20 protein-coding genes are annotated in these 18,916 nt (G+C 59.0%); 13 read left to right on the plus strand and 7 right to left on the minus strand.

Translation table 11 applies throughout. From position 1 onward, the window contains the following. Positions 1 to 17: 17 nt before the first annotated feature. Positions 18 to 1,124, plus strand: a complete 1,107-nt coding sequence (locus tag NKJ21_RS19560; RefSeq protein ID WP_012968854.1) for a DUF1615 domain-containing protein — start codon at positions 18 to 20, stop codon at positions 1,122 to 1,124. On the opposite strand, the gene NKJ21_RS19565 is transcribed toward NKJ21_RS19560, so the two are convergent. After that, positions 1,121 to 1,423, minus strand: coding sequence for a YaiY family protein (locus NKJ21_RS19565; RefSeq protein WP_012542723.1), 303 nt, complete (start codon positions 1,421 to 1,423; stop codon positions 1,121 to 1,123). The genes NKJ21_RS19560 and NKJ21_RS19565 overlap by 4 nt on opposite strands. A 253-nt stretch (positions 1,424 to 1,676) precedes the next feature. Between NKJ21_RS19565 and NKJ21_RS19570 the strand changes: the two genes are divergently transcribed. After that, positions 1,677 to 1,880 (plus strand): DUF2754 family protein, encoded by a 204-nt coding sequence (locus NKJ21_RS19570; RefSeq protein WP_012968852.1) that lies wholly within the window; start codon positions 1,677 to 1,679, stop codon positions 1,878 to 1,880. Positions 1,881 to 1,911: 31 nt separating this feature from the next. On the opposite strand, the gene ddlA is transcribed toward NKJ21_RS19570, so the two are convergent. After that, a complete protein-coding gene (gene ddlA, locus NKJ21_RS19575) occupies positions 1,912 to 3,009 on the minus strand; it encodes a D-alanine--D-alanine ligase (protein ID WP_012542722.1) in 1,098 nt (365 codons plus the stop codon). A gap of 99 nt (positions 3,010 to 3,108) precedes the next feature. On the opposite strand from ddlA, the gene NKJ21_RS19580 reads away from it, so the two are divergent. The 5 genes from NKJ21_RS19580 to NKJ21_RS19600 all read left to right on the plus strand — a co-directional run bounded on the left by NKJ21_RS19580 (position 3,109) and on the right by NKJ21_RS19600 (position 7,652). Next, positions 3,109 to 3,792 carry an extensin family protein gene (locus tag NKJ21_RS19580; RefSeq protein ID WP_023297115.1) on the plus strand — a complete coding sequence of 228 codons (684 nt, stop codon included), beginning with the start codon at positions 3,109 to 3,111 and terminating at the stop codon, positions 3,790 to 3,792. A 169-nt stretch (positions 3,793 to 3,961) separates the two neighbouring features. After that, positions 3,962 to 5,161 carry a multidrug efflux MFS transporter gene (locus NKJ21_RS19585; protein ID WP_008805342.1) on the plus strand — a complete coding sequence of 400 codons (1,200 nt, stop codon included), beginning with the start codon at positions 3,962 to 3,964 and terminating at the stop codon, positions 5,159 to 5,161. Positions 5,162 to 5,461: 300 nt separating this feature from the next. Then, the gene (gene iraP, locus NKJ21_RS19590; RefSeq protein ID WP_008805343.1) at positions 5,462 to 5,722 is read left to right on the plus strand and encodes an anti-adapter protein IraP; all 261 of its coding nucleotides are present in this window, start codon (positions 5,462 to 5,464) and stop codon (positions 5,720 to 5,722) included. A gap of 90 nt (positions 5,723 to 5,812) precedes the next feature. Next, positions 5,813 to 7,243: an alkaline phosphatase gene (phoA, locus tag NKJ21_RS19595; RefSeq protein WP_008805344.1), complete on the plus strand. Its 1,431-nt coding sequence runs from the start codon at positions 5,813 to 5,815 to the stop codon at positions 7,241 to 7,243. Positions 7,244 to 7,334: 91 nt separating this feature from the next. Then, a complete protein-coding gene (locus NKJ21_RS19600; protein WP_008805345.1) occupies positions 7,335 to 7,652 on the plus strand; it encodes a PsiF family protein in 318 nt (105 codons plus the stop codon). Positions 7,653 to 7,722: 70 nt separating this feature from the next. On the opposite strand, the gene proC is transcribed toward NKJ21_RS19600, so the two are convergent. Further along, the gene (gene proC / locus NKJ21_RS19605) at positions 7,723 to 8,532 is read right to left on the minus strand and encodes a pyrroline-5-carboxylate reductase (RefSeq protein ID WP_008805346.1); all 810 of its coding nucleotides are present in this window, start codon (positions 8,530 to 8,532) and stop codon (positions 7,723 to 7,725) included. 116 nt (positions 8,533 to 8,648) lie between these two features. Here proC and NKJ21_RS19610 point away from each other — a divergent pair, with 116 nt between their 5' ends. Next, positions 8,649 to 9,107 (plus strand): YaiI/YqxD family protein, encoded by a 459-nt coding sequence (locus tag NKJ21_RS19610; protein WP_012542717.1) that lies wholly within the window; start codon positions 8,649 to 8,651, stop codon positions 9,105 to 9,107. On the opposite strand, the gene NKJ21_RS19615 is transcribed toward NKJ21_RS19610, so the two are convergent. Continuing rightward, positions 9,104 to 9,799 carry a DUF2076 domain-containing protein gene (locus NKJ21_RS19615; RefSeq protein ID WP_109909833.1) on the minus strand — a complete coding sequence of 232 codons (696 nt, stop codon included), beginning with the start codon at positions 9,797 to 9,799 and terminating at the stop codon, positions 9,104 to 9,106. The genes NKJ21_RS19610 and NKJ21_RS19615 overlap by 4 nt on opposite strands. 327 nt (positions 9,800 to 10,126) lie before the next feature. Between NKJ21_RS19615 and aroL the strand changes: the two genes are divergently transcribed. The 4 genes from aroL to ppnP all read left to right on the plus strand — a co-directional run bounded on the left by aroL (position 10,127) and on the right by ppnP (position 12,215). After that, positions 10,127 to 10,660: a shikimate kinase AroL gene (gene aroL / locus NKJ21_RS19620; protein ID WP_008805349.1), complete on the plus strand. Its 534-nt coding sequence runs from the start codon at positions 10,127 to 10,129 to the stop codon at positions 10,658 to 10,660. A gap of 71 nt (positions 10,661 to 10,731) precedes the next feature. Continuing rightward, positions 10,732 to 10,923, plus strand: coding sequence for a YaiA family protein (locus NKJ21_RS19625; protein ID WP_008805350.1), 192 nt, complete (start codon positions 10,732 to 10,734; stop codon positions 10,921 to 10,923). Positions 10,924 to 11,172: 249 nt separating this feature from the next. After that, positions 11,173 to 11,853 carry an AroM family protein gene (locus NKJ21_RS19630; protein ID WP_008805351.1) on the plus strand — a complete coding sequence of 227 codons (681 nt, stop codon included), beginning with the start codon at positions 11,173 to 11,175 and terminating at the stop codon, positions 11,851 to 11,853. A gap of 77 nt (positions 11,854 to 11,930) precedes the next feature. Further along, positions 11,931 to 12,215 (plus strand): pyrimidine/purine nucleoside phosphorylase, encoded by a 285-nt coding sequence (ppnP, locus tag NKJ21_RS19635; protein WP_002890284.1) that lies wholly within the window; start codon positions 11,931 to 11,933, stop codon positions 12,213 to 12,215. A gap of 71 nt (positions 12,216 to 12,286) precedes the next feature. Here the strand turns inward: ppnP and rdgC are convergent, their stop codons facing one another. Further along, complete coding sequence (rdgC, locus tag NKJ21_RS19640) at positions 12,287 to 13,198, minus strand: recombination-associated protein RdgC (RefSeq protein WP_002890285.1); 912 nt, start codon at positions 13,196 to 13,198, stop codon at positions 12,287 to 12,289. Between the two features lie 91 nt (positions 13,199 to 13,289). Here rdgC and mak point away from each other — a divergent pair, with 91 nt between their 5' ends. Further along, on the plus strand, positions 13,290 to 14,204 hold the full coding sequence (gene mak, locus NKJ21_RS19645) for a fructokinase (RefSeq protein WP_023339643.1): 915 nt from the start codon (positions 13,290 to 13,292) through the stop codon (positions 14,202 to 14,204). A 206-nt stretch (positions 14,205 to 14,410) separates the two neighbouring features. Here the strand turns inward: mak and sbcC are convergent, their stop codons facing one another. Together sbcC and sbcD are read right to left on the minus strand one after the other, a co-directional pair. Beyond that, positions 14,411 to 17,548: an exonuclease subunit SbcC gene (sbcC, locus tag NKJ21_RS19650; protein ID WP_109909832.1), complete on the minus strand. Its 3,138-nt coding sequence runs from the start codon at positions 17,546 to 17,548 to the stop codon at positions 14,411 to 14,413. Beyond that, positions 17,545 to 18,750 (minus strand): exonuclease subunit SbcD, encoded by a 1,206-nt coding sequence (sbcD, locus tag NKJ21_RS19655; protein WP_012542712.1) that lies wholly within the window; start codon positions 18,748 to 18,750, stop codon positions 17,545 to 17,547. Before sbcD ends, sbcC begins: the two co-directional genes overlap by 4 nt. Positions 18,751 to 18,916: the final 166 nt, after the last annotated feature.

Here is an 18,916-nt window from a genome sequence, read left to right on the forward strand (position 1 = left end):
TAAGACAAGGAAGCATGATGGCCGCACGTTTATCGCGCATTATTCCCGGTTCATTGACGCTGTTGGCGGCCATGGTGCTGAGCGCCTGTACCAGCCAGCAGGCCCCGACGCTGAAAAAGGGCGAGAAGCCCGTTGACGTGGCGTCGGTGGTGCGGCAGAAAATGCCGGCCAGCGTCAAGGATCGGGAGGCCTGGGCGCAAGCCATCGCCACCGCGTTTGACAGCCAGAAGCTGGCGCCGACGGAAGAGAATGTCTGCTCGGTGCTGGCGGTCGCGCAGCAGGAGTCTAACTATCAGTCCGATCCGGTGGTGCCGGGGTTGAATAAAATCGCCTGGCAGGAAATTGACCGCCGGGCGGAAAAAATGCACATTCCGCCGTTTCTGGTCCATACCGCGCTGAAGATCACCTCGCCAAACGGTAAAAGCTATAGCGACCGTCTGGACAATGTGAAGACGGAAAAGCAGCTGAGCGCCATTTTTGATGACTTTATCGGGATGGTGCCGATGGGGCAGAAGCTGTTCGGTTCACTTAACCCGGTGCACACCGGGGGGCCGATGCAGGTCAGCATTGCCTTTGCCGAGCAGCACACCTCCGGCTACCCGTGGAAAATGAACGGGACGGTGCGCCAGGAGGTCTTCAGCCTGCGCGGTGGCCTGTGGTTTGGCACCTATCATCTGTTGAATTACCCGGCCAGCTACAGCGTGCCGCTGTACCGCTTTGCCGACTTCAACGCCGGCTGGTATGCCAGCCGTAACGCCGCCTTCCAGAACGCGGTGGTGAAAGCCAGCGGGGTGAAACTGGCGCTCGACGGCGACCTTATCCGCTACGACAGCGAGGAACCGGGCAGCACCGAGCTGGCGGTGCGTCGTCTGGCGGGCCAGTTGGGAATGAGCGACAGCGAGATCCACAGCCAGTTGAAAAAGGGCGACAGCCTGGCGTTTGAGAAGACCGACCTTTATCAGCAGGTTTTCCGCCTCGCCGAGAAAAGGGCGGGCAAGACTCTGCCGCGGGAGATGTTGCCAGGGATCCAGCTTGAGAGTCCGAAAATTACCCGTAATCTGACGACGGCGTGGTTTGCAAAACGGGTTGATGAGCGGCGGGCAAATTGTATGGCGCGGCGTTAACGGCGCTGACGCCAGCGCACAATGAGCGCCAGCAGCCCGATGAACGAGCAGCCGATCAGGAAAGGGATCAGGCCAAAGAGGGTGCCAACGGCGAGACTGATGTCGACTTGCGGACGGCTGGCGTCCTGCGTTTGCATCAAGCGTTCAAATACCCCCGGAGCGTGGATCAGCATGCTGAGCATCTGCGCGCCGGCCCAGCAGCAGACTAGCACGAACAGGCCGTAGGCGACATGGCTGCCGGTCAACGCCCCTCTTTTTTTATTTCCCAAAAGCGATTTTGAAAAACTGAATTCAGCCATAGGCCCTCCCACCTCTGTACTGCTGGTTTTTTCTCCAGCTCTATGGCAGGTATTCTGGCAGTGAGGGGCCATTGTCAGTATCAGATTGCTGGTAATTGCCGTCCAGGAATAATCCTGTTTTCGCTGGTGTGTTAACCGCGCCACAGGAATGGAAAAGGGAGAGCGGCGTCGCAATCCAGCAACATTCTCTCCCGCGCTACAGACCGCCGCGGGCGGCTATGCGAAGATGCGTTTTTTTGCTGTTGGAGGTCGCATGAAGCTCACAGATAAAATTCGCCGCGACTGGCACTACTACGCGGTGGCGCTGGGGCTAATTTTTATTCTCAATGGGGTGGTGGGGCTGCTGGGGTTTGAAACACAGGGCTGGCAATCCTACGCCGTCGGTCTGGTCACCTGGGTCATTAGCTTCTGGGCCGCGGGCCTGGTGATCCGCCGCCGCCCGGCAGAAGAGGCCTGAGACCCCTGCTGCCAGGCGCGATAAACGCGTTTTAGTTCATGGAGGTTTTCAGCGCCCGGTCCGCGGCATGGCGCTCCAGCGCCAGCTCAATCAGCCGGGTGATCAGACTGGTGTAGTCGAGGCCGCTGGCCTGCCACAGCTTCGGATACATGCTGATGTTGGTAAAGCCCGGCAGGGTGTTGATCTCGTTGATCACCACCTCGTTGTCGGCGGTGAGGAACACGTCGACGCGGGCCATGCCGCTGCAGCCCAGGGTCTGGTAGGCCTGCACTGCAATCGCGCGGATCTTGTCGTTGATCTCAGGGGCGATGGCGGCCGGGACCACCACCTGCGCGCCCTGGTCATCGATATATTTGGTGTCGTAGGCGTAAAACTCGCTGTTGAGGACAATTTCACCGCAGGTGCTGGCCTGCGGGTGGTCGTTACCCAGCACCGCACACTCAATTTCCCGCCCTTTAATGCCTTGTTCCACCACGACTTTATGATCAAATTCAAAGGCCAGGGCCACCGCCTGATGGTACTGCTCTTCGTTTTTAACTTTGCTGACGCCAACCGATGATCCCTGGTTGGCCGGCTTCACGAACAGCGGCAGCCCCAGCTTCGCTTCAACATCGGCAAAGCTGAACTGCGCGCGGTTGGCGCGGGTCAGGGTGATAAACGGGGCGACGGCGAGCCCGGCATCGCGCAGCAGACGTTTGGTCACGTCTTTGTCCATACAGGCCGCGGAGCCCAGCACATCGGAACCCACGAAAGGCAGATTCGCCATGCGCAGCATCCCCTGCAGGGAGCCATCCTCGCCCAGCGTGCCGTGGACGATGGGGAAAATCACATCGATAGCCGCCAGCGGCTGGCCGCTGTCGGCGTTAATCAGCTGCTGTGCTTCGCGGCCCGGGATCTGCGCCAGGGTCACCGTGGAAGGACGCAGGGCAATGCGGGCAGGATCCTGAGCATTGAGCAGGTAGTTGCCGGCGTCGTTGATGTGCCATAGCCCCTGTTTATCAATACCCAACAGAACCACATCGAAGCGCGATTTATCAATCGCTTCCACGATATTCTTCGCTGACTGCAGCGACACTTCATGCTCCGCCGACTTGCCGCCAAAAACGATCCCAACCCTCATCTTTGCCATTTCAACTTCCATCCAGATAACATCAAAGGGCATAACATACCATGTGAAACCGCTGCCTGCCTGCCATAATATTTACCTGATCAATTGACGGGAGTGGGCGTGAGAGGAAAGACGCTGCTGGTGCTGGCCGGGCTGCTCGGCGCGGGCCTGTTAGGATACCGCTATCTGCCGCCGCACCTGAATCCGCTGGCGCCGCTGGCGCTTGACGATCCCCCGGGCTGGTTGACGTCATTCAAGCTGCGCAGGCTGACGGCAGACCAGTGCGCCTCCCTGCTGGCGGAAGCCAATCGCCGCCGGCTTATCGCCAGCCAGCCGGTGGCCGACAGCGAGGGAAGCTGCCCGCTGCATAACGTGGTGCGGGTAGCGAATTTTGGCAGCGTGACGCTGAGCAGCAGTTTCCTCGCCAGCTGCCCGCTGGCGCTGAGCAGTGCGCTGTATGTCGAGCAGCAGGCGAAACCGCTGACCCGTCAACTGATGGCGAGCGATCTGCGCCAGATCGATCATCTCGGCAGCTTCGCCTGCCGCAATATCTACCATCGGCAACAGGCGCGGCGCAGTGAACACGCCACGGCGGACGCTCTGGACGTCAGCGGTTTCCGCCTGGCGGACGGCCGACGCGTCAGCGTCCTGCAGGGCTGGCGGAGCGAGACCTCGCATCCCTGGCTGGCGGCGCTGTTGAACAACAGCTGCCACTACTTCGGCAATGCGCTGGGGCCAGAGTACAATGCGGCTCACGCCAATCATTTTCATCTGGGGATGCGCGGACAGGGCTTCTGCTTTTGAGCATAAAGCGCTGTGAGTAGCCTAAATGACAAGAAAATGCTTCGTCAGGTTCTCATCCACACTCATAAAACACCAAACTCACCGCCAGCGCATCTATGGTAGTACACCAGTGGAATGAAATTGCTAAGCTAGGTAATAATTGGCAAATCATTAATGAATACGCGTAGTTATGGAATCCTGGAAGGTTAATCTCATCTCCGTCTGGTTTGGTTGCTTTTTTACCGGCCTGGCGATCAGTCAAATTCTCCCTTTTTTGCCCCTCTACGTCTCCCAGCTGGGCGTTACCTCGCATGAAGCGCTGTCGATGTGGTCGGGGCTGACCTTCAGCGTGACTTTTCTTGTCTCGGCGATCGTCTCGCCGATGTGGGGGAGCCTGGCAGACCGCAAAGGCCGCAAGCTGATGCTGCTGCGTGCCTCGCTGGGGATGGCGATTGCTATTTTACTGCAGGCCTTCGCCACTAACGTCTGGCAGCTGTTTATCCTGCGGGCGATCATGGGCTTAACCTCCGGTTATATCCCCAACGCCATGGCGCTGGTGGCCTCCCAGGTGCCGCGCGAGCGCAGCGGCTGGGCGCTGAGCACGCTATCAACCGCGCAGATCAGCGGCGTGATCGGCGGCCCGCTGCTGGGCGGCTTCCTGGCGGACCACGTCGGGCTGCGGATGGTCTTTTTTATTACGGCGATCCTGCTGACCATCAGTTTTCTGGTGACCCTGTTTCTGATCAAAGAGGGAGGGCGCCCTCAGGTCAGTAAAAGCGAGCGCCTCACCGGAAAACAAGTCCTTGCCTCTTTACCCTATCCGGGGCTGGTGATCAGCCTGTTCTTCACCACCCTGGTGATCCAGTTGTGCAACGGCTCAATTGGCCCGATCCTGGCGCTGTTTATCAAGTCGATGGCGCCGGACAGCAACAATATCGCCTTTCTGGCCGGGATGATCGCCGCGGTGCCTGGCGTGTCGGCGCTGATTTCTGCGCCACGGCTGGGTAAGTTAGGCGATCGCATCGGTACCTCGCGGATCCTGCTCGCGACGCTCTGCTGCGCAGTGGTGATGTTTTTCGCCATGTCTTTTGTCACCACCCCGCTGCAATTGGGTACGCTGCGTTTCCTGCTCGGCTTTGCCGATGGCGCGATGCTCCCGGCGGTGCAGACTTTATTGCTGAAATACAGCAGCGACAGCGTCACCGGACGCATCTTTGGCTATAACCAGTCGTTTATGTATCTGGGCAACGTCGCCGGGCCGCTGATTGGCGCCTCTGTATCGGCGATGGCCGGCTTCCGCTGGGTGTTTATTGCTACCGCCATTATCGTTTTCATTAACCTCTGGCAGCTGGCATGGATGCTGCGCCGCACCCGCCGGGCTAACGCCTGAACCTCTGCTGACGGTATTTATCGCGATACCGTCAGCGTTATTCACCGTCGGTACATTTACCATTACTTTTTGTTATCGCCATGCCGTGAGCGCTATTCCATTTTATTATTTTCTGCGCCATCTGGTTATAACCATCCCCGACCATGATTAAACAATACTATTTATAGTGGTATTTTGTTGTGGTAAAACGTTTCGCTGTATATTGGGTGTTGCGATGATTCTTATTTTAAGTAATTCTGAGGTCCGTCATCGGGTATGACATCCCAATCAAAAACAGGCCTCGCATAAGGAACTGGTGCTATGAAGAATCTCATTGCTGAGTTACTGGTTAAACTGGCGCAAAAGGAAGAAGAAGCAAAGGAACTGACGGTGCAGGTTGAAGCGCTGGAGATCGTGGTCACCGCATTATTGCGCCATATGGAGCATGATGCCCAGCAGGCATTGATTCAGGATATAGAACAGGCGATTGACCAGGTGACGCCCTGTCCGCCGGTCAACGACCAGGATGCGATGCTGCTGCAGCAATATCTAAAGAAGCTGTTGCGGCATCCTCGTAGCTAGTCTTTGTGACACGACAAGGATGCCGTCATTTTTCTGTCATCTCCCTTTTATAAAGTCTCCCTCGTTTTGTTTTTTTTAAGTATTTTTTACATGGAGATGACAAAAGTGAAATTAAGCGCCCTGTTTATTGCCCTGGTTCCTCTGCTGGGCTCGCCGGTTATTCATGCAGAAACGACTGCTGCGCCGGTTCTGGAAAATCGCGCTGCGCAGGGAGATATCACCACTCCCGGCGGCGCGCGTCGTTTAACCGGCGATCAAACCGAAGCGCTGCGCGCCTCGTTAATCAATAAGCCGGCTAAAAACGTTATTTTGCTGATTGGCGATGGCATGGGTGATTCGGAAATTACCGCTGCGCGAAATTATGCGCAAGGGGCGGGCGGTTTCTTTAAAGGGATTGACGCCTTGCCGTTAACCGGGCAGTACACGCACTATTCGCTGGATAAAAAAACCGGGAAACCGGACTACGTGACCGACTCGGCGGCGTCCGCCACTGCCTGGACCACCGGCGTCAAGACCTATAACGGCGCGCTGGGCGTCGATATTCATGAGAACGCGCATCAGACCCTCCTCGAGCTGGCGAAAGCGGCGGGGCTGGCCACCGGCAACGTTTCCACCGCCGAGCTGCAGGACGCCACCCCCGCAGCGCTGGTGGCGCATGTGACATCGCGTAAATGTTACGGCCCCACGGTCACCAGTGAAAAATGCCCCAGCAATGCGCTGGAGAAAGGGGGCAAAGGCTCCATTACCGAACAGCTGCTGAACGCCCGGCCGGATGTCACCTTAGGCGGCGGGGCGAAGACCTTTGCCGAAACGGCGACGGCGGGCGAGTGGCAGGGCAAAACCCTGCGCGAGCAGGCGGAAGCGCGCGGCTACCAGATTGTGACCGACGCGGCTTCCCTTGCCGCCGCGACTGACGCCAGTCAGGCTAAGCCGCTGCTGGGTCTCTTCGCCGATGGCAATATGCCGGTTCGCTGGGAAGGGCCGAAGGCGTCTTATCACGGCAATATCGATAAGGCGCCGGTGACCTGTACGCCAAACCCGAAACGCGACGCCTCGGTGCCGACGCTGGCGCAGATGACGGAGAAAGCGATTGACCTGCTGAGCCGCAACGAGAAAGGTTTCTTCCTGCAGGTGGAAGGCGCTTCCATCGATAAACAGGATCATGCGGCGAATCCGTGTGGCCAGATCGGCGAAACCGTAGACCTCGACGAAGCGGTGCAGAAGGCGCTGGAGTTTGCGCGAAAAGACGGCAATACCCTGGTGATCGTCACCGCCGACCATGCGCACGCCAGCCAGATCATTCCGGCGGACAGCAAAGCCCCGGGACTGACCCAGGCTCTGAATACCCACGATGGCGCAGTGATGGTCATGAGCTACGGCAACTCTGAGGAAGAGTCTATGGAGCATACCGGCACCCAGCTGCGCATTGCGGCCTACGGTCCACACGCGGCTAACGTCGTCGGCCTGACCGACCAGACTGACCTGTTCTCGACCATGAAAGCCGCCCTGAGTCTGAAATAAGTCGCTGCCGGTGGCGAAATCGCGTCACCGGCTGGTTTTTTTTCTATCTGCGTCCAGACTTACAACGATCCACTCACAGAAGGATGGTGCGATGAAAATAACCTTACTAATGACTCTACTGTTTGGCTTGATCTTTATCAGCGCGGTTGGCGCGGCAGAAAAAACGCCCACTCCACAGCAGCAAAAGATGACGGACTGCAATCAGCAAGCGTCAGCCAAAGCGCTGAAAGGAGATGAGCGCAAAACGTTTATGAGCCAGTGCCTGAAAAAAGAGACCACTACGTCGCAAGGAAAAGCGCTCACCCCTCAGCAGCAGAAGATGAGCGACTGCAACAAAGCGGCCTCGGCAAAATCGTTGAAGGGTGATGAACGCAGTACCTTCATGAGTACCTGCCTGAAGAAAGCCTGAAAAAAAGGGAGCGCTTATCCGCTCCCTTCTTCTTTGAACACTCAGGGCATTGCTGCCCACCCTCTCAGGCTCAGGAGCGGCTCAGTTTCTCTGATTTCTCCATACACTGGGTGATGGCTTCGATCACCGCGGAGCGGAACCCTTTCTCTTCCAGTACGCGGACGGCTTCGATGGTGGTCCCGCCAGGCGAGCAGACCATATCTTTCAGCGCCCCCGGATGCTCGCCGCTCTCCAGCACCATTTTGGCGGAGCCCATTACCGCCTGGGCGGCGAATTTATAGGCCTGGGCGCGCGGCATGCCGCCGAGGACGGCGGCATCGGCCATCGCTTCGATAAACATAAAGACATAGGCCGGCGCGGAGCCGCTCACGCCCACCACCGGATGGATCATCGGCTCGGCAATTTGCTCCGCCTGGCCAAAGCAGCGGAAAATGGTCAGCACTTCGGCCACATCTTCGCTGCTCACCAGCGCGTTAGGCGTGACGGAGGTCATACCGGCGTTGACCAGTGACGGCGTATTGGGCATCGCGCGAATAATTTTGCGATCGTGACCGAGGGCGCGCGCCAGTTGCTCAAGCGTGACCCCGGCGGCGATGGAGACCACCAGCGACTCTTTATTCAGGCTTGAGGCGACGTCGCCCAGCACTTTGGTCATGATCCCCGGCTTAACCGCGCCGAAGACGATATCGGCAATCTGCGCCACTTCCTGAGCGCTCCCGGCGGCGTTGATGCCATACTGGTCGCGCAGAGCCGCAACCTTATCCGGCGACGGGGTGTAGACCCAGATTTGTCCCGGCTGTACCTGGCCGCTGGCGATCAGTCCACCCAGAATGGCCTTACCCATATTGCCGCAGCCGATAAAGCCAATTTTCTTATCCATCACCATTCCCCTCTGCTTTTTTCGTTACGATCTGATTAGCTTACCATCCTGGCGCTTTCATGGGGGAGAAAAGCAGGTAACATTGGCGTCACTTATTGCAGGTAACAGGAGCTGGCATGGCTATTTGGGTAGATGCGGACGCGTGTCCGAACGTGATTAAAGAGATTTTGTTCCGCGCGGCAGAGCGAACCCAGATCCCGGTGACGCTGGTGGCGAATCAGCCGCTGCGCGTACCGCCGTCGCGTTTCATCCGCACTCTGCGGGTTGAACAAGGTTTTGACGTGGCGGATAACGAAATCGTTCGCCAGTGCGCGGCGGGAGATTTAGTCATCACCGCCGACATCCCGCTGGCGGCAGAGGTGCTGGCGAAGGGCGGGGCGGCGCTGAATCCGCGCGGGGAACGTTACAGCGAGGCGACGATCCGCGAGCGCCTGACGATGCGGGATTTTATGGAGACATTGCGGGCCAGCGGCGTGCAGACCGGCGGCCCGGATAGTTTATCGCAGCGCGACCGGCAACAGTTTGCCGCCGAGCTGGAGAAGTGGTTGCTGGCGGTTAAGCGTCAGCAGGGTTAAACCCAGCTATCGTCGTCGCTGCCAATATCATCGTCGCCAAAGCCGGCGTCGAAGTCGTCGTTCCAGGTGTTGTCGGCAAGGAACTGATCGTCTCCCTGGCGGAACGGATCGTCACCCGCGGTGGCGTCCTGCGCGGCGGCGGCGGCAGGCTGCGGCTGCTCTTCGATGATATTGACAATCTCCTGCGGGTGCGAGCCGCTGAACATGTTGGTCAGCATATTGCCCAGCACCACGCCGCCCGCTACGCCTGCGGCCGTTTGCAGCGCGCCCGCCATAAAGCCGCCGCGTGCGGCTGCCTGCGGGGCATAGTTCTGTTGCTGTTGCGGCGGGGCATACTGCGACTGGGCGCTGGCCTGCGGGCGACCGTATTGCTCCGCGCCCGGGATGGGGTCAGAGCCGCGTGACGAGCCGCCACCGCCAAACAGGCCGGAGAGGAATCCGCCGCTGCTGGGCTTCGCCGCCTGCAGCTGGCTGACCTGGCTCTCCAGCGCCTGGATGCGATCGTTAAGCTGTTTAATCGCGGCTTCCTGGATAAGAATGGTTTGCGCCATATAGTAGGGGGCCGCCGGCTGCGCGCTCACATGTTGGGCAATCCGCTCCTCGGCGCTGGTATCGCGCGATGCACTGTGCGCCTCAGCCTCTTTTAGCCGGGAAAACAGTCCATCAATAAGGCGTTGTTCTTCAGATTGCATGTTACATTCCTCTGTCACACTGTCGAATAGGCATCAGGGTGCGTCTGAAACACGATGTTGTAAATATGTTGCTTCGTAAAGCTATGCATAAATGTGTTACCGTTTACGCCAGCGTTGGATAAAAAATAACGCCCAGCCGAAAGTAAAGCTGGTTAAACACTTAATGCAATGATAAGTTTACATCAAGAGCCCCTTTTGTCACTGTGGTGATGGGGTGTAAAGAAGTTGTGTAACGTTTTATTTACGACTACGTTACGGAACAAACAGCGATAATACGTTCTTTCGTTTTCATATTTTACGACAGGCGGAACCAGGGGGTCTTCGGTCATGACACAGCCAATCTTTCTCATCGGGCCACGCGGCTGCGGTAAAACCACCGTCGGTCATGCGCTGGCGCGAGCGCGGCATTTTCAGTTCTCCGATACCGATCATCGGCTGCAGGCCCATGAGCAGCGGACGGTGGCCGAGATCGTGCAGGCAGAAGGGTGGGCGCGTTTTCGCGAACTGGAGACCCTGTCGCTGAAGGCCGTGACTCTGCCGAATACGGTGATCGCCACCGGCGGCGGTATTGTGCTGGCGGAAGGTAATCGCCAGTTTATGCGGGAGAACGGCGTGGTGATCTATCTGCAGGCCTCGGTGTCGGCGCTCATTGATCGTCTGGAGGCCTACCCAAAAGCCGAACAGCGGCCGACGCTTACCGGTAAGCCGGTACGTGAGGAAGTGGGCGAGGTGTTGGCGCAGCGCGAAGCCTTATACCGTGATGCCGCCCATCATATTGTCGATGCCACGGCCTCCCCGGATCGGGTGGTGGAGCAGATTATGACCATGCTGTGCGGCGCGACGGCAACCCCGGTAAGTTAAGAATTTACTTACATTAAGGCGGCGAGGGGCGCCTATACTTGATAGTTCTGATACCAGAAGAAGGAAGAACTATGCCAAACAGGCCCCCATATCCGAGAGAAGCGCGCGTGGTTGCGGTAGAGAAAGGCCCGCAGGGTCAGACCGTCACCTGGTATCAACTCCGCGCGGATTATCCTGAACCCAATTCGCTGATCAGCGAACATCCTACCGAGCAGGAAGCCGTGGATGCCAAGCGGCGCTATGAAGATCCTGATAAGTCGTAACCCCTGAGCCCGGATTGCCGGCCATACTGGCAATATCGGGCGTATCTCACATTTTTTATTTATCAGTCGTACTAATGAATATCTAACACACGGATTTTTCAGGCACGCCGCTGTCGCCCGGCAATCTTTACATTCAACCGCGGCGCGGAACTGCTACGCTTCTCGACGGTTGATTTTTACTCACCAGGGGGGCGGATGCCGTGTGTGGTAAGTCTGTCTTGAAGCAGTGGTAGTGAAAAGGTACATGATATGAGTAGTGCAACGATGGCAATTTTGACCATCGGCGTTGTGCCGCTGGCGGGAGTGTTGCCGCTCCTGACCGAACATATCAGGGAAGAACAGATCACCCACATTAGTTTGCTGGGCGATATGACACATGCTGAGGTAACCAAAGAGTACGCGGTGGGTGACGGCGAGCAGGGCCTGCTGACCTTGCTCAATGATAACCAGCTGGTGATGGTATCGCGGCAGAAAATTGAACGCGATATCCGCAGCGTGATCGCGATGCTGGATCGGCAGAACTATGATGTGATCCTGTTGCTTAGCTCCGAACAGTTAAGCGGTTTTACAACCCACCATGCGATCCTTCTTGAGCCGCAGCGGATCATCCCGCCGCTGGTGGCGTCGATCGTCGATGGGCATCAGGTGGGGGTGATCGTGCCGGTGGAAGAGATCATGCCTATGCAGCGGCAAAAGTGGCTCTCGCTGGAAAAGTCGCCGTACTACGCGCTGGCCAACCCTTTTACCGGCAGCGACAGTGAGTTATTAAGCGCCGGCAAAACGCTGCTGGAGCAGGGCGCCGACGTGCTGGTCCTCGACTGTCTCGGTTACTATCAGCATCACCGCGATGTGTTACAAAAAGCCCTGGACGTCCCGGTTTTGCTGTCGAATGTGCTGGTTTCCCGACTGGCGGCAGAACTATTGGTCTAATGTGTTAATTTCACGTGACAGGGGCAAGGAGCGCCCCCTATATTGAGCCTTTAACCGACGATCAGAAGGGCTTGTTTATGCTTCAAAGCAATGAATACTTTGACGGAAAAGTGAAATCCATTGGCTTCACCAGCAGCAGTACCGGTCGCGCCAGCGTTGGCGTGATGGCGGAAGGGGAATACACCTTTGGTACGGCGCAGCCGGAAGAGATGACGGTGGTCAGCGGGGCGCTGAATGTCCTGCTGCCGGGTGAGACTGAGTGGAAAGTTTACGCCGCCGGCGAAGTTTTCAATGTGCCAGGCAACAGCGAATTTCATCTGCAGGTGGCTGAGCCAACCTCTTATCTGTGCCGCTATCTGTAAGCCAGAGTGACACCCGGCGCCTGCCGCCGGGTTGTTTTTTCCTTCCTGCCTGGCAGGAAGGAAAGCGGCGCTTAGCGCTGCGCTTCGCCGCCGAGCCCTTCTACCAGGCTTTGGATCAGGGCAGCCAGCTCGCCGGTCATTAAGATAAAGTCGGCGTCAAAGCGCTGGGCGAAATCTTCCCGATCGATATCTTCGTTTTGGTCACGTAATTCATCGCAGAACTTGAGGCGCTTAATTGACGCATCGTCGCAGATCACAAACTGAATACGCTGCTGCCAGTCCAGCGCCAGCTTGGTGACGACCTTCCCGGCCTCAATGTGCACGGCGATTTCGTCACTTACCAGATCCTGTTTCTTGGCGCGGATCACGCCGCCATCTTCCAGCATCGCTTTCAGCTCGGCTTCATCCAGCAGCTGGAAGCCCTGCGCCACGGTGCCGGAGCGGACCCACTCGGTCAGCGTCAGCTCAATCGGATTCTCCAGGGTCAGCGGCACCACCGGCAGTGAACCGAGGGTTTTACGCAGCAGGGCCAGCGTGTCTTCCGCTTTCTTCGCGCTGGCGCAGTCCACCATGATCAGGCCGTTAACGGTATCGATCCACATCATCGTCTGGCTGAAGCGGCTGAAGGCGCGCGGCAGCAGCGAGTGCAACACTTCATCTTTCAGGGAATCTTTCTCGGTCTTCTTCAGCTTGCGGCCCTGATCGGCTTCCAGCTTCTGGATCTTCGCCTCCAGCGCCTGCTTGATCACCGGCGACGGCAGGATCTTTTCTTCTTTACGCGCGCAGATAATGATCTGGCCGTTTGCCGTATGCGTCAGCGCGTCGCTGTGCGATCCCATCGGCGACACCCAACCGGTTTTCGCCATATCCTGGCTGCCACACGGGGTAAATGTCAGCTCGGCCAGCTGTTTTTCCATCTCCTCGGCGCGCAATTCGATATCGCGGCTGAGACGGTAAACCATTAAATTTTTGAACCACAGCATGATAATTTCCACGGCTTTGTCGTTAAATCAGGCGGGCATGATAGCGAATTGTCGCTATGCTTGCATTGTTAATCGGGGTGAGGAGCTGAGCGTGCGTATTGGTATTGATTTAGGTGGAACAAAAACCGAAGTGATAGCCCTGAGCGACCAGGGAGAGCAGCTGTTTCGCCACCGGTTACCCACGCCGCGTGAGGACTACCGGCAAACCATCGAGACTATCGCCACCCTGGTAGCGATGGCCGAGCAGGCGACCGGGCAGCAGGGTACCGTGGGGATGGGCATTCCTGGCACAATTTCGCCCTATACCGGGGTGGTGAAAAACGCCAACTCGACCTGGCTCAACGGCCAGCCCTTTGATAAGGATCTCAGCCTGCGCCTTGAGCGTGAAGTCCGGCTGGCCAACGACGCCAACTGTCTGGCGGTGTCGGAGGCGGTGGACGGCGCGGCGGCGGGGGCGCAAACGGTGTTTGCGGTGATTATCGGCACCGGCTGCGGCGCCGGGGTGGCGCTCAACGGGCGGGCGCATATCGGCGGCAACGGTAACGCCGGCGAGTGGGGGCATAACCCGCTGCCGTGGATGAACGACGATGAGCTGCGCTATCGTGCGGAAGTGCCCTGCTACTGCGGTAAACAGGGATGTATCGAAACCTTTATCTCCGGCACCGGCTTTGCCACCGACTACCAGCGGCTGAGCGGCAAGGGGTTAACTGGCAGCGAGATTATGCGTCTGGTGGGCGAAGGTGACGAAAAGGCCGAACTGGCGCTGAGCCGCTATGAACAGCGGCTGGCGAAATCGCTGGCCCACGTGGTGAATATCCTCGACCCGGACGTTATCGTGCTGGGCGGCGGGATGAGCAACGTCGAGCGTCTGTATCAAACGGTACCGGACCTGGTGAAGCAGTGGGTCTTCGGCGGCGAGTGTGAAACGCCGATCCGCAAAGCGTTGCACGGTGACTCCAGCGGAGTACGCGGCGCGGCCTGGCTGTGGCCGCTCCAGGGGACCTGAACCGCTCCCCCTCACCCCGGCCCTCTCCCTGCAGGGAGAGGGAGAAAAGCGGTACGGTGCGGGTGGTAGAGGCAGTGGCCGGGAACCCCTCATCCTGCAGGGAGAGGGGAATCGCAATAGCGTGCGAAATTACAGACCGGCGCCGGACGGTTCCCTCTCCCTCCGGGAGAGGGTTAGGGTGAGGGGACATCGCCATAATTCAGACCTCACTCCACCGCAAACACTCTGTCCAGCCGACTGTAGCCCAGGCCATTTATCTTCTTCACTTTGATCTGCACCGGAATACGTTCCTTCATTGCCTCCACGTGGCTGATCACCCCGATAATTTTGCCGCTGGCGTTAAGGGCATCCAGGGCGTCCAGCGCCGTATCCAGCGTTTCGCTGTCGAGGGTGCCAAAGCCTTCATCGAGAAACAGGGAGTCAATCCGTGTCTTATGGCTCACCAGGTCTGACAGCGCCAGGGCCAGCGCCAGGCTGACGAGGAAACTTTCGCCGCCGGAGAGAGTGCGGGTGTCGCGCACGGCGTCGGCCTGCCAGGTATCGACCACCTCCAGCTCCAGCGCCTCGCTGGCCTTGCGTTGCAGCAGATAGCGGCCGTGCAGGCGGTTGAGCTGCTGGTTTGCCAGCCAGACCAGATTATCCAGCGTCAGCCCCTGGGCGAATTTGCGGAACCGGTCGCCGGTGCTGGAGCCGATCAGCGAATTCAGATAGCCCCAGTCGTCCGCCAGCTGCGCCGCCTCTGCAATCTGCTGCCCCAGCGCCTGCTGCTGCTGGCGGCTTTCATTATCCTGCCTGAGCTGCTGGCGGATCTCACCCTGACGGGTCGTGTTGTCCCGCAGCCGCTGGGCCAGGGCGTGCAGCTGCGTTTGCAGGGTGGGGCCGTCCGCGTCTGATCCTTGCGGCCGCAGCGCCAGATGCGCCTGTTGCTGCTGAGTCGCCTGCTCGCAGAGCACCGTCGCTTGCTGAAGCTGCTGCTCAAGCGACTGTTTTAACTGCGTCAGCCGCTGGGCGGTCTCGTCATCCAGCAGCGCGGCGAGGAACGCCTCCCGATCGTTGAAGCGGCTGGCGGCCAGGGCTGTCGTGAATTGCGTCTGTGACTGATGTACGCGCGCCGTTTCTTCGGTCTCCAGTTGCTGCTGGGCGACAAGCTGGCTGTGCAGCGACAAGCATTCCTCGTGGATTTCGCGCCAGTTGTCCGGGATCACCGGCTCAGCCTCCGCGTCATCCTCATCGCCGGGCGGCAGCGTATCGAGCAGCGGTTTCAGGGCGGCGATCTGCTCCTGGAGCACGCCATGCCGCGTCTGTTGCGCCTGCCACCGGGCAAATTCGCTTTCGCGAGCGTGCAGCCAGGCGGCTTCTGCGCCTTCTTCCGGCAGGCTGAGCGACAGCGTCTGCAGGGCGTTCTCCAGCCCCTGGCGCGTGGTCTCCAGCTGCTGGTGAGCCTGGCGCTCCAGCGCTTGCTGGTCGTTGAGCTGGCTCTGTAACATCTGACGCTGGCTGAGCTGATAGAGCTGCTGCTCGTAGCGCTCCTGCTCCTGCATCCAGTCGTTTATCTCTTGCGCAATATCCCGCGTGACCTGCAGAGCGGCGCAGGTTTCCTGCCACGCTTTAGTGAGCGCTTGCTCTTCCTCTGTGAGCCGCCGGGCCGCTTCGGTCTCACGCTGGAGCTGCTGCGTCAGGGCGTTGACCTGCCCGAGGACCAGCAGACCTTCTTCTTTCAGCGCGGCGACCTCTTTTTCCAGCGCGTCGCGGCGGCGCTGATTATCCGTGACCGTTAGGGAGGCGTATTGCTCAATCGCCGGATGTTCACAGGATCCGCACAGCGGGCAGGGCTTCCCCGCCTCAAGCCGGGCGCGGTAACCTTCCAGATCTTTAATCGTTTCTTCCCGTTGGCAGAGCGCCTTCAGGTCGAGATAGTGCTGGTTTTTGTCTTTATATTGCTCCCGACGTTGCGTCAGGGTGGCATTGAGTTTTGCCTGCTCCGTTTGCGCCTGCTGGATGTTCTCGGCGCTCTGCCGCAGGCGTTTGTGCAACTGCTGATGCTGTTCATGCAGGGAGAGCAGCCGCTGGCGCAGCGGCCGCGATTGCGTTTGCTGCGCCATCGCCGCCGCGACTTCCTCTGCGGACAATGACAGGGAGCTGGCCGGCAGAGCGCTGAGTTTCTGGCGCAGCGCGGCCAGGCGGGTGGTCTGAGCCGTTAGCTGCTGTTTATCGCGCGTCAGTTGCGAGAATTGCGCCCGCCAGCCGGCAATCTCCTGGCCCCATAAGCGGAATCGGTCATGGGCCGCCAGCCACTGCGCCAGGTCCGTCAGTTCAGCCTGACGCTGCTGCTGAGCGTGCAGGGCGCTGCGGCGGATGCGCGCGCGCTGCGCGGTGCAGGCAAGTAAGCGAGCATTTACTTCGTTGATCCGTTGCCGGGTTTGCGCCAGACCTGCCACCTGTTCCTGCTGACGCTCCCACAGGGGGCGCAGCTGGGCGGCCGGCTGGGCCAGCTCAAGCTTCGCCAGCGCCGGGGCGGCGTCGGTCAGCGCCTGGCGGGCCTGCTGTTGCCGGCTAACCGCCTGCTGGTGCTGCTGCGCCAGCTCGTCGCAGCGCGTCAGCCACTGAAGCTGCTGTTGCTGGTTTTGCTGCTGCGTTAGCAGGGTTTTTTCTTCGTCAGTGAGTACCTGCAAACTTTCCTGCAGCGCCTGCTGCTGCGCTTCCGTCAGCAGAACGATGCCCGCCGCCTGGGCTTCGAACTTCTCCAGCGCGTGGCGAGCAGCTTTGTGCTGTTCGTAGACCATGGCCGAAATCTGGCCGTAGATTTCCGTGCCGGTCAGCTCCTCCAGCAGCTCCGCGCGATCGCTCGGCTTCGCGTTCAGGAAGGCGGCAAATTGTCCCTGGGAAAGCAGCATCGAGCGGGTGAAACGGCCATAGTCGAGCCCGGTGAGCGTCGCGGTTTGCTCCAGTTTGTCCGAGACCTTATCGGCGAGGATTTTGCCGTCGGCGCAGCGTGCCAGCTCGACGCGGGGCGCCTGCAGATTGCCATCCGGTTGGTTGCGTGCCCGGTTCTGGCTCCAGAAAGCGCGGTAGGCGGTGCCTTTGACTTCAAACTCGACTTCCGCCAGACATTCGGCGGTATCGCGGGTCATCAGGTCATTTTGCGACTGGGAAACTTTATTCAGGCGCGGCGTCTCGTGATAAAGCGCCAGGCAAATGGCATCGAGCAGGGTGGTTTTGCCGGCGCCGGTGGCGCCGGTAATGGCGAACAGGCCGTTGCTGACGAACGGCTCGGCGGTAAAGTCTATCTTCCATTCACCCTTCAGGGAGTTGAGGTTTTTCAGACGCAGACTGAGGATTTTCATGCGTTTTCGTCCTCCGCGGTGAGCGTATGCAGCGTATGGGTGAACAGCTCGTGCAGCCGGGCGCGCTTGTCATCGTCAATCTCGGTCAGCGCCAGCCGGCGCTCGAACACCTCTTCCACCTTCAGTTCGCTAAGGGTCTCCCGCTGGGCGTTGAGCAATATTTTCTCGCGCTGCTCGCGGCTGCGTCGTACCAGCAACACTTCCACCGGCAGATCCTCCGTCAGCGCCTGAATATGACGCTGAATATCGTGCAGGTAGTCCTCGGTGGTAATTTCGATATCCAGCCACACCGGCGGGTCCTGCTCGACGCCGCGCCACTGCTCCAGCTGGGCGGTGATGGCGGCCAGATCGCCTTTGATCACTGCCAGCGGCTGGGTCACGGGCACCTCCAGGGTTTCCACGGCGCTGAGGCGCCCGTCGTTAAAACTCACCAGGTGCACCGATTTGGCTTTGCCGGTTTCATCGAAGCTCAGCGGCAGCGGCGAGCCGCTGTAGCGGATGTGCTCGCAGCCACCGACCACCTGCGCCCGATGAATATGGCCCAGCGCAATGTAGTCGGCAGGCGGGAAGTGTTGCGCCGGAAAGGCATCCAGCGTGCCGATGTAAATGTCGCGGACGGCATCGCTTTTGCTGGCGCCGACGGTGGTCAGGTGGCCGCTGGCAATGATGGGCAGCGGCCGATCGCCGCGCAGCGCGCAGGCCTGCTGATACTGCTCCTGATAATAGTCGCTGATGGCGTGCAGTAGCTGTTGCTGTTTTTCCCGACCGGAGTGGCCGGCCTGACTGGTAACCAGCTCGCGAGGGCGTAAAAACGGCACCGGGCAAAAGATGGCGCCAGGGGTGCCGTCGCGCAACGGCAGCTCAATGGGCGCGTAGCCGGCGTTCGCCACCACGGTGGTGTGCAAAAAGGCGAGAATATCGCGGGACTCATTGAGCATCGCCACTGAATCGTGATTGCCCGCCAGCACCACCAGGCGACAGCCGGTCTGCTGCAACTGGACGACAAAACGGTTATACAGCTCGCGGGCATAGCTCGGCGGCGAGCCGGTATCAAAAATATCGCCAGCCACGATAATGGCGTCGACTTCATGCTCCTGCGCGCGGGCCAGCAGCCAGGTAAGAAAAGCGTCGTGTTCTGCCGCGCGGCTTTTGCTGTAAAAATTCTGGCCCAAATGCCAGTCGGAGGTGTGAAGGAGGCGCATAAATCTTCCCTAGCGAAAAAAGCATGGGCGGCAGTATATCATTTGTCGGCGCGGGGTAAGTCCGCGTCATGCTTCAAATTACCCGATCATCAGACCGTCATTTTTTTCATAAATCTGTCACAAAAGTGACGCATAATGACGCCGCACTTCTATACTGATGGCTAAA

Source organism: Klebsiella sp. SWET4 (assembly GCF_024296565.1).
In the GTDB taxonomy this organism is placed as follows: Bacteria; Pseudomonadota; Gammaproteobacteria; order Enterobacterales; family Enterobacteriaceae; genus Klebsiella; species Klebsiella variicola.

What these genes read in the sequence shown, in the direction of transcription:
- NKJ21_RS19565 (WP_012542723.1), bottom strand. Translation starts at nt 1,423, where the DNA reads ATGGCTGAATTCAGTTTTTCAAAATCGCTTTTGGGAAATAAAAAAAGA.
- phoA (WP_008805344.1), top strand. Translation starts at nt 5,813, where the DNA reads ATGGAGATGACAAAAGTGAAATTAAGCGCCCTGTTTATTGCCCTGGTT.
- sbcC (WP_109909832.1), bottom strand. Translation starts at nt 17,548, where the DNA reads ATGAAAATCCTCAGTCTGCGTCTGAAAAACCTCAACTCCCTGAAGGGT.
- ppnP (WP_002890284.1), top strand. Translation starts at nt 11,931, where the DNA reads ATGCTTCAAAGCAATGAATACTTTGACGGAAAAGTGAAATCCATTGGC.
- NKJ21_RS19570 (WP_012968852.1), top strand. Translation starts at nt 1,677, where the DNA reads ATGAAGCTCACAGATAAAATTCGCCGCGACTGGCACTACTACGCGGTG.
- proC (WP_008805346.1), bottom strand. Translation starts at nt 8,532, where the DNA reads ATGGATAAGAAAATTGGCTTTATCGGCTGCGGCAATATGGGTAAGGCC.
- NKJ21_RS19600 (WP_008805345.1), top strand. Translation starts at nt 7,335, where the DNA reads ATGAAAATAACCTTACTAATGACTCTACTGTTTGGCTTGATCTTTATC.
- aroL (WP_008805349.1), top strand. Translation starts at nt 10,127, where the DNA reads ATGACACAGCCAATCTTTCTCATCGGGCCACGCGGCTGCGGTAAAACC.
- NKJ21_RS19610 (WP_012542717.1), top strand. Translation starts at nt 8,649, where the DNA reads ATGGCTATTTGGGTAGATGCGGACGCGTGTCCGAACGTGATTAAAGAG.
- iraP (WP_008805343.1), top strand. Translation starts at nt 5,462, where the DNA reads ATGAAGAATCTCATTGCTGAGTTACTGGTTAAACTGGCGCAAAAGGAA.
- rdgC (WP_002890285.1), bottom strand. Translation starts at nt 13,198, where the DNA reads ATGCTGTGGTTCAAAAATTTAATGGTTTACCGTCTCAGCCGCGATATC.
- NKJ21_RS19630 (WP_008805351.1), top strand. Translation starts at nt 11,173, where the DNA reads ATGAGTAGTGCAACGATGGCAATTTTGACCATCGGCGTTGTGCCGCTG.
- NKJ21_RS19585 (WP_008805342.1), top strand. Translation starts at nt 3,962, where the DNA reads ATGGAATCCTGGAAGGTTAATCTCATCTCCGTCTGGTTTGGTTGCTTT.
- NKJ21_RS19560 (WP_012968854.1), top strand. Translation starts at nt 18, where the DNA reads ATGGCCGCACGTTTATCGCGCATTATTCCCGGTTCATTGACGCTGTTG.
- sbcD (WP_012542712.1), bottom strand. Translation starts at nt 18,750, where the DNA reads ATGCGCCTCCTTCACACCTCCGACTGGCATTTGGGCCAGAATTTTTAC.
- NKJ21_RS19615 (WP_109909833.1), bottom strand. Translation starts at nt 9,799, where the DNA reads ATGCAATCTGAAGAACAACGCCTTATTGATGGACTGTTTTCCCGGCTA.
- NKJ21_RS19625 (WP_008805350.1), top strand. Translation starts at nt 10,732, where the DNA reads ATGCCAAACAGGCCCCCATATCCGAGAGAAGCGCGCGTGGTTGCGGTA.
- ddlA (WP_012542722.1), bottom strand. Translation starts at nt 3,009, where the DNA reads ATGGCAAAGATGAGGGTTGGGATCGTTTTTGGCGGCAAGTCGGCGGAG.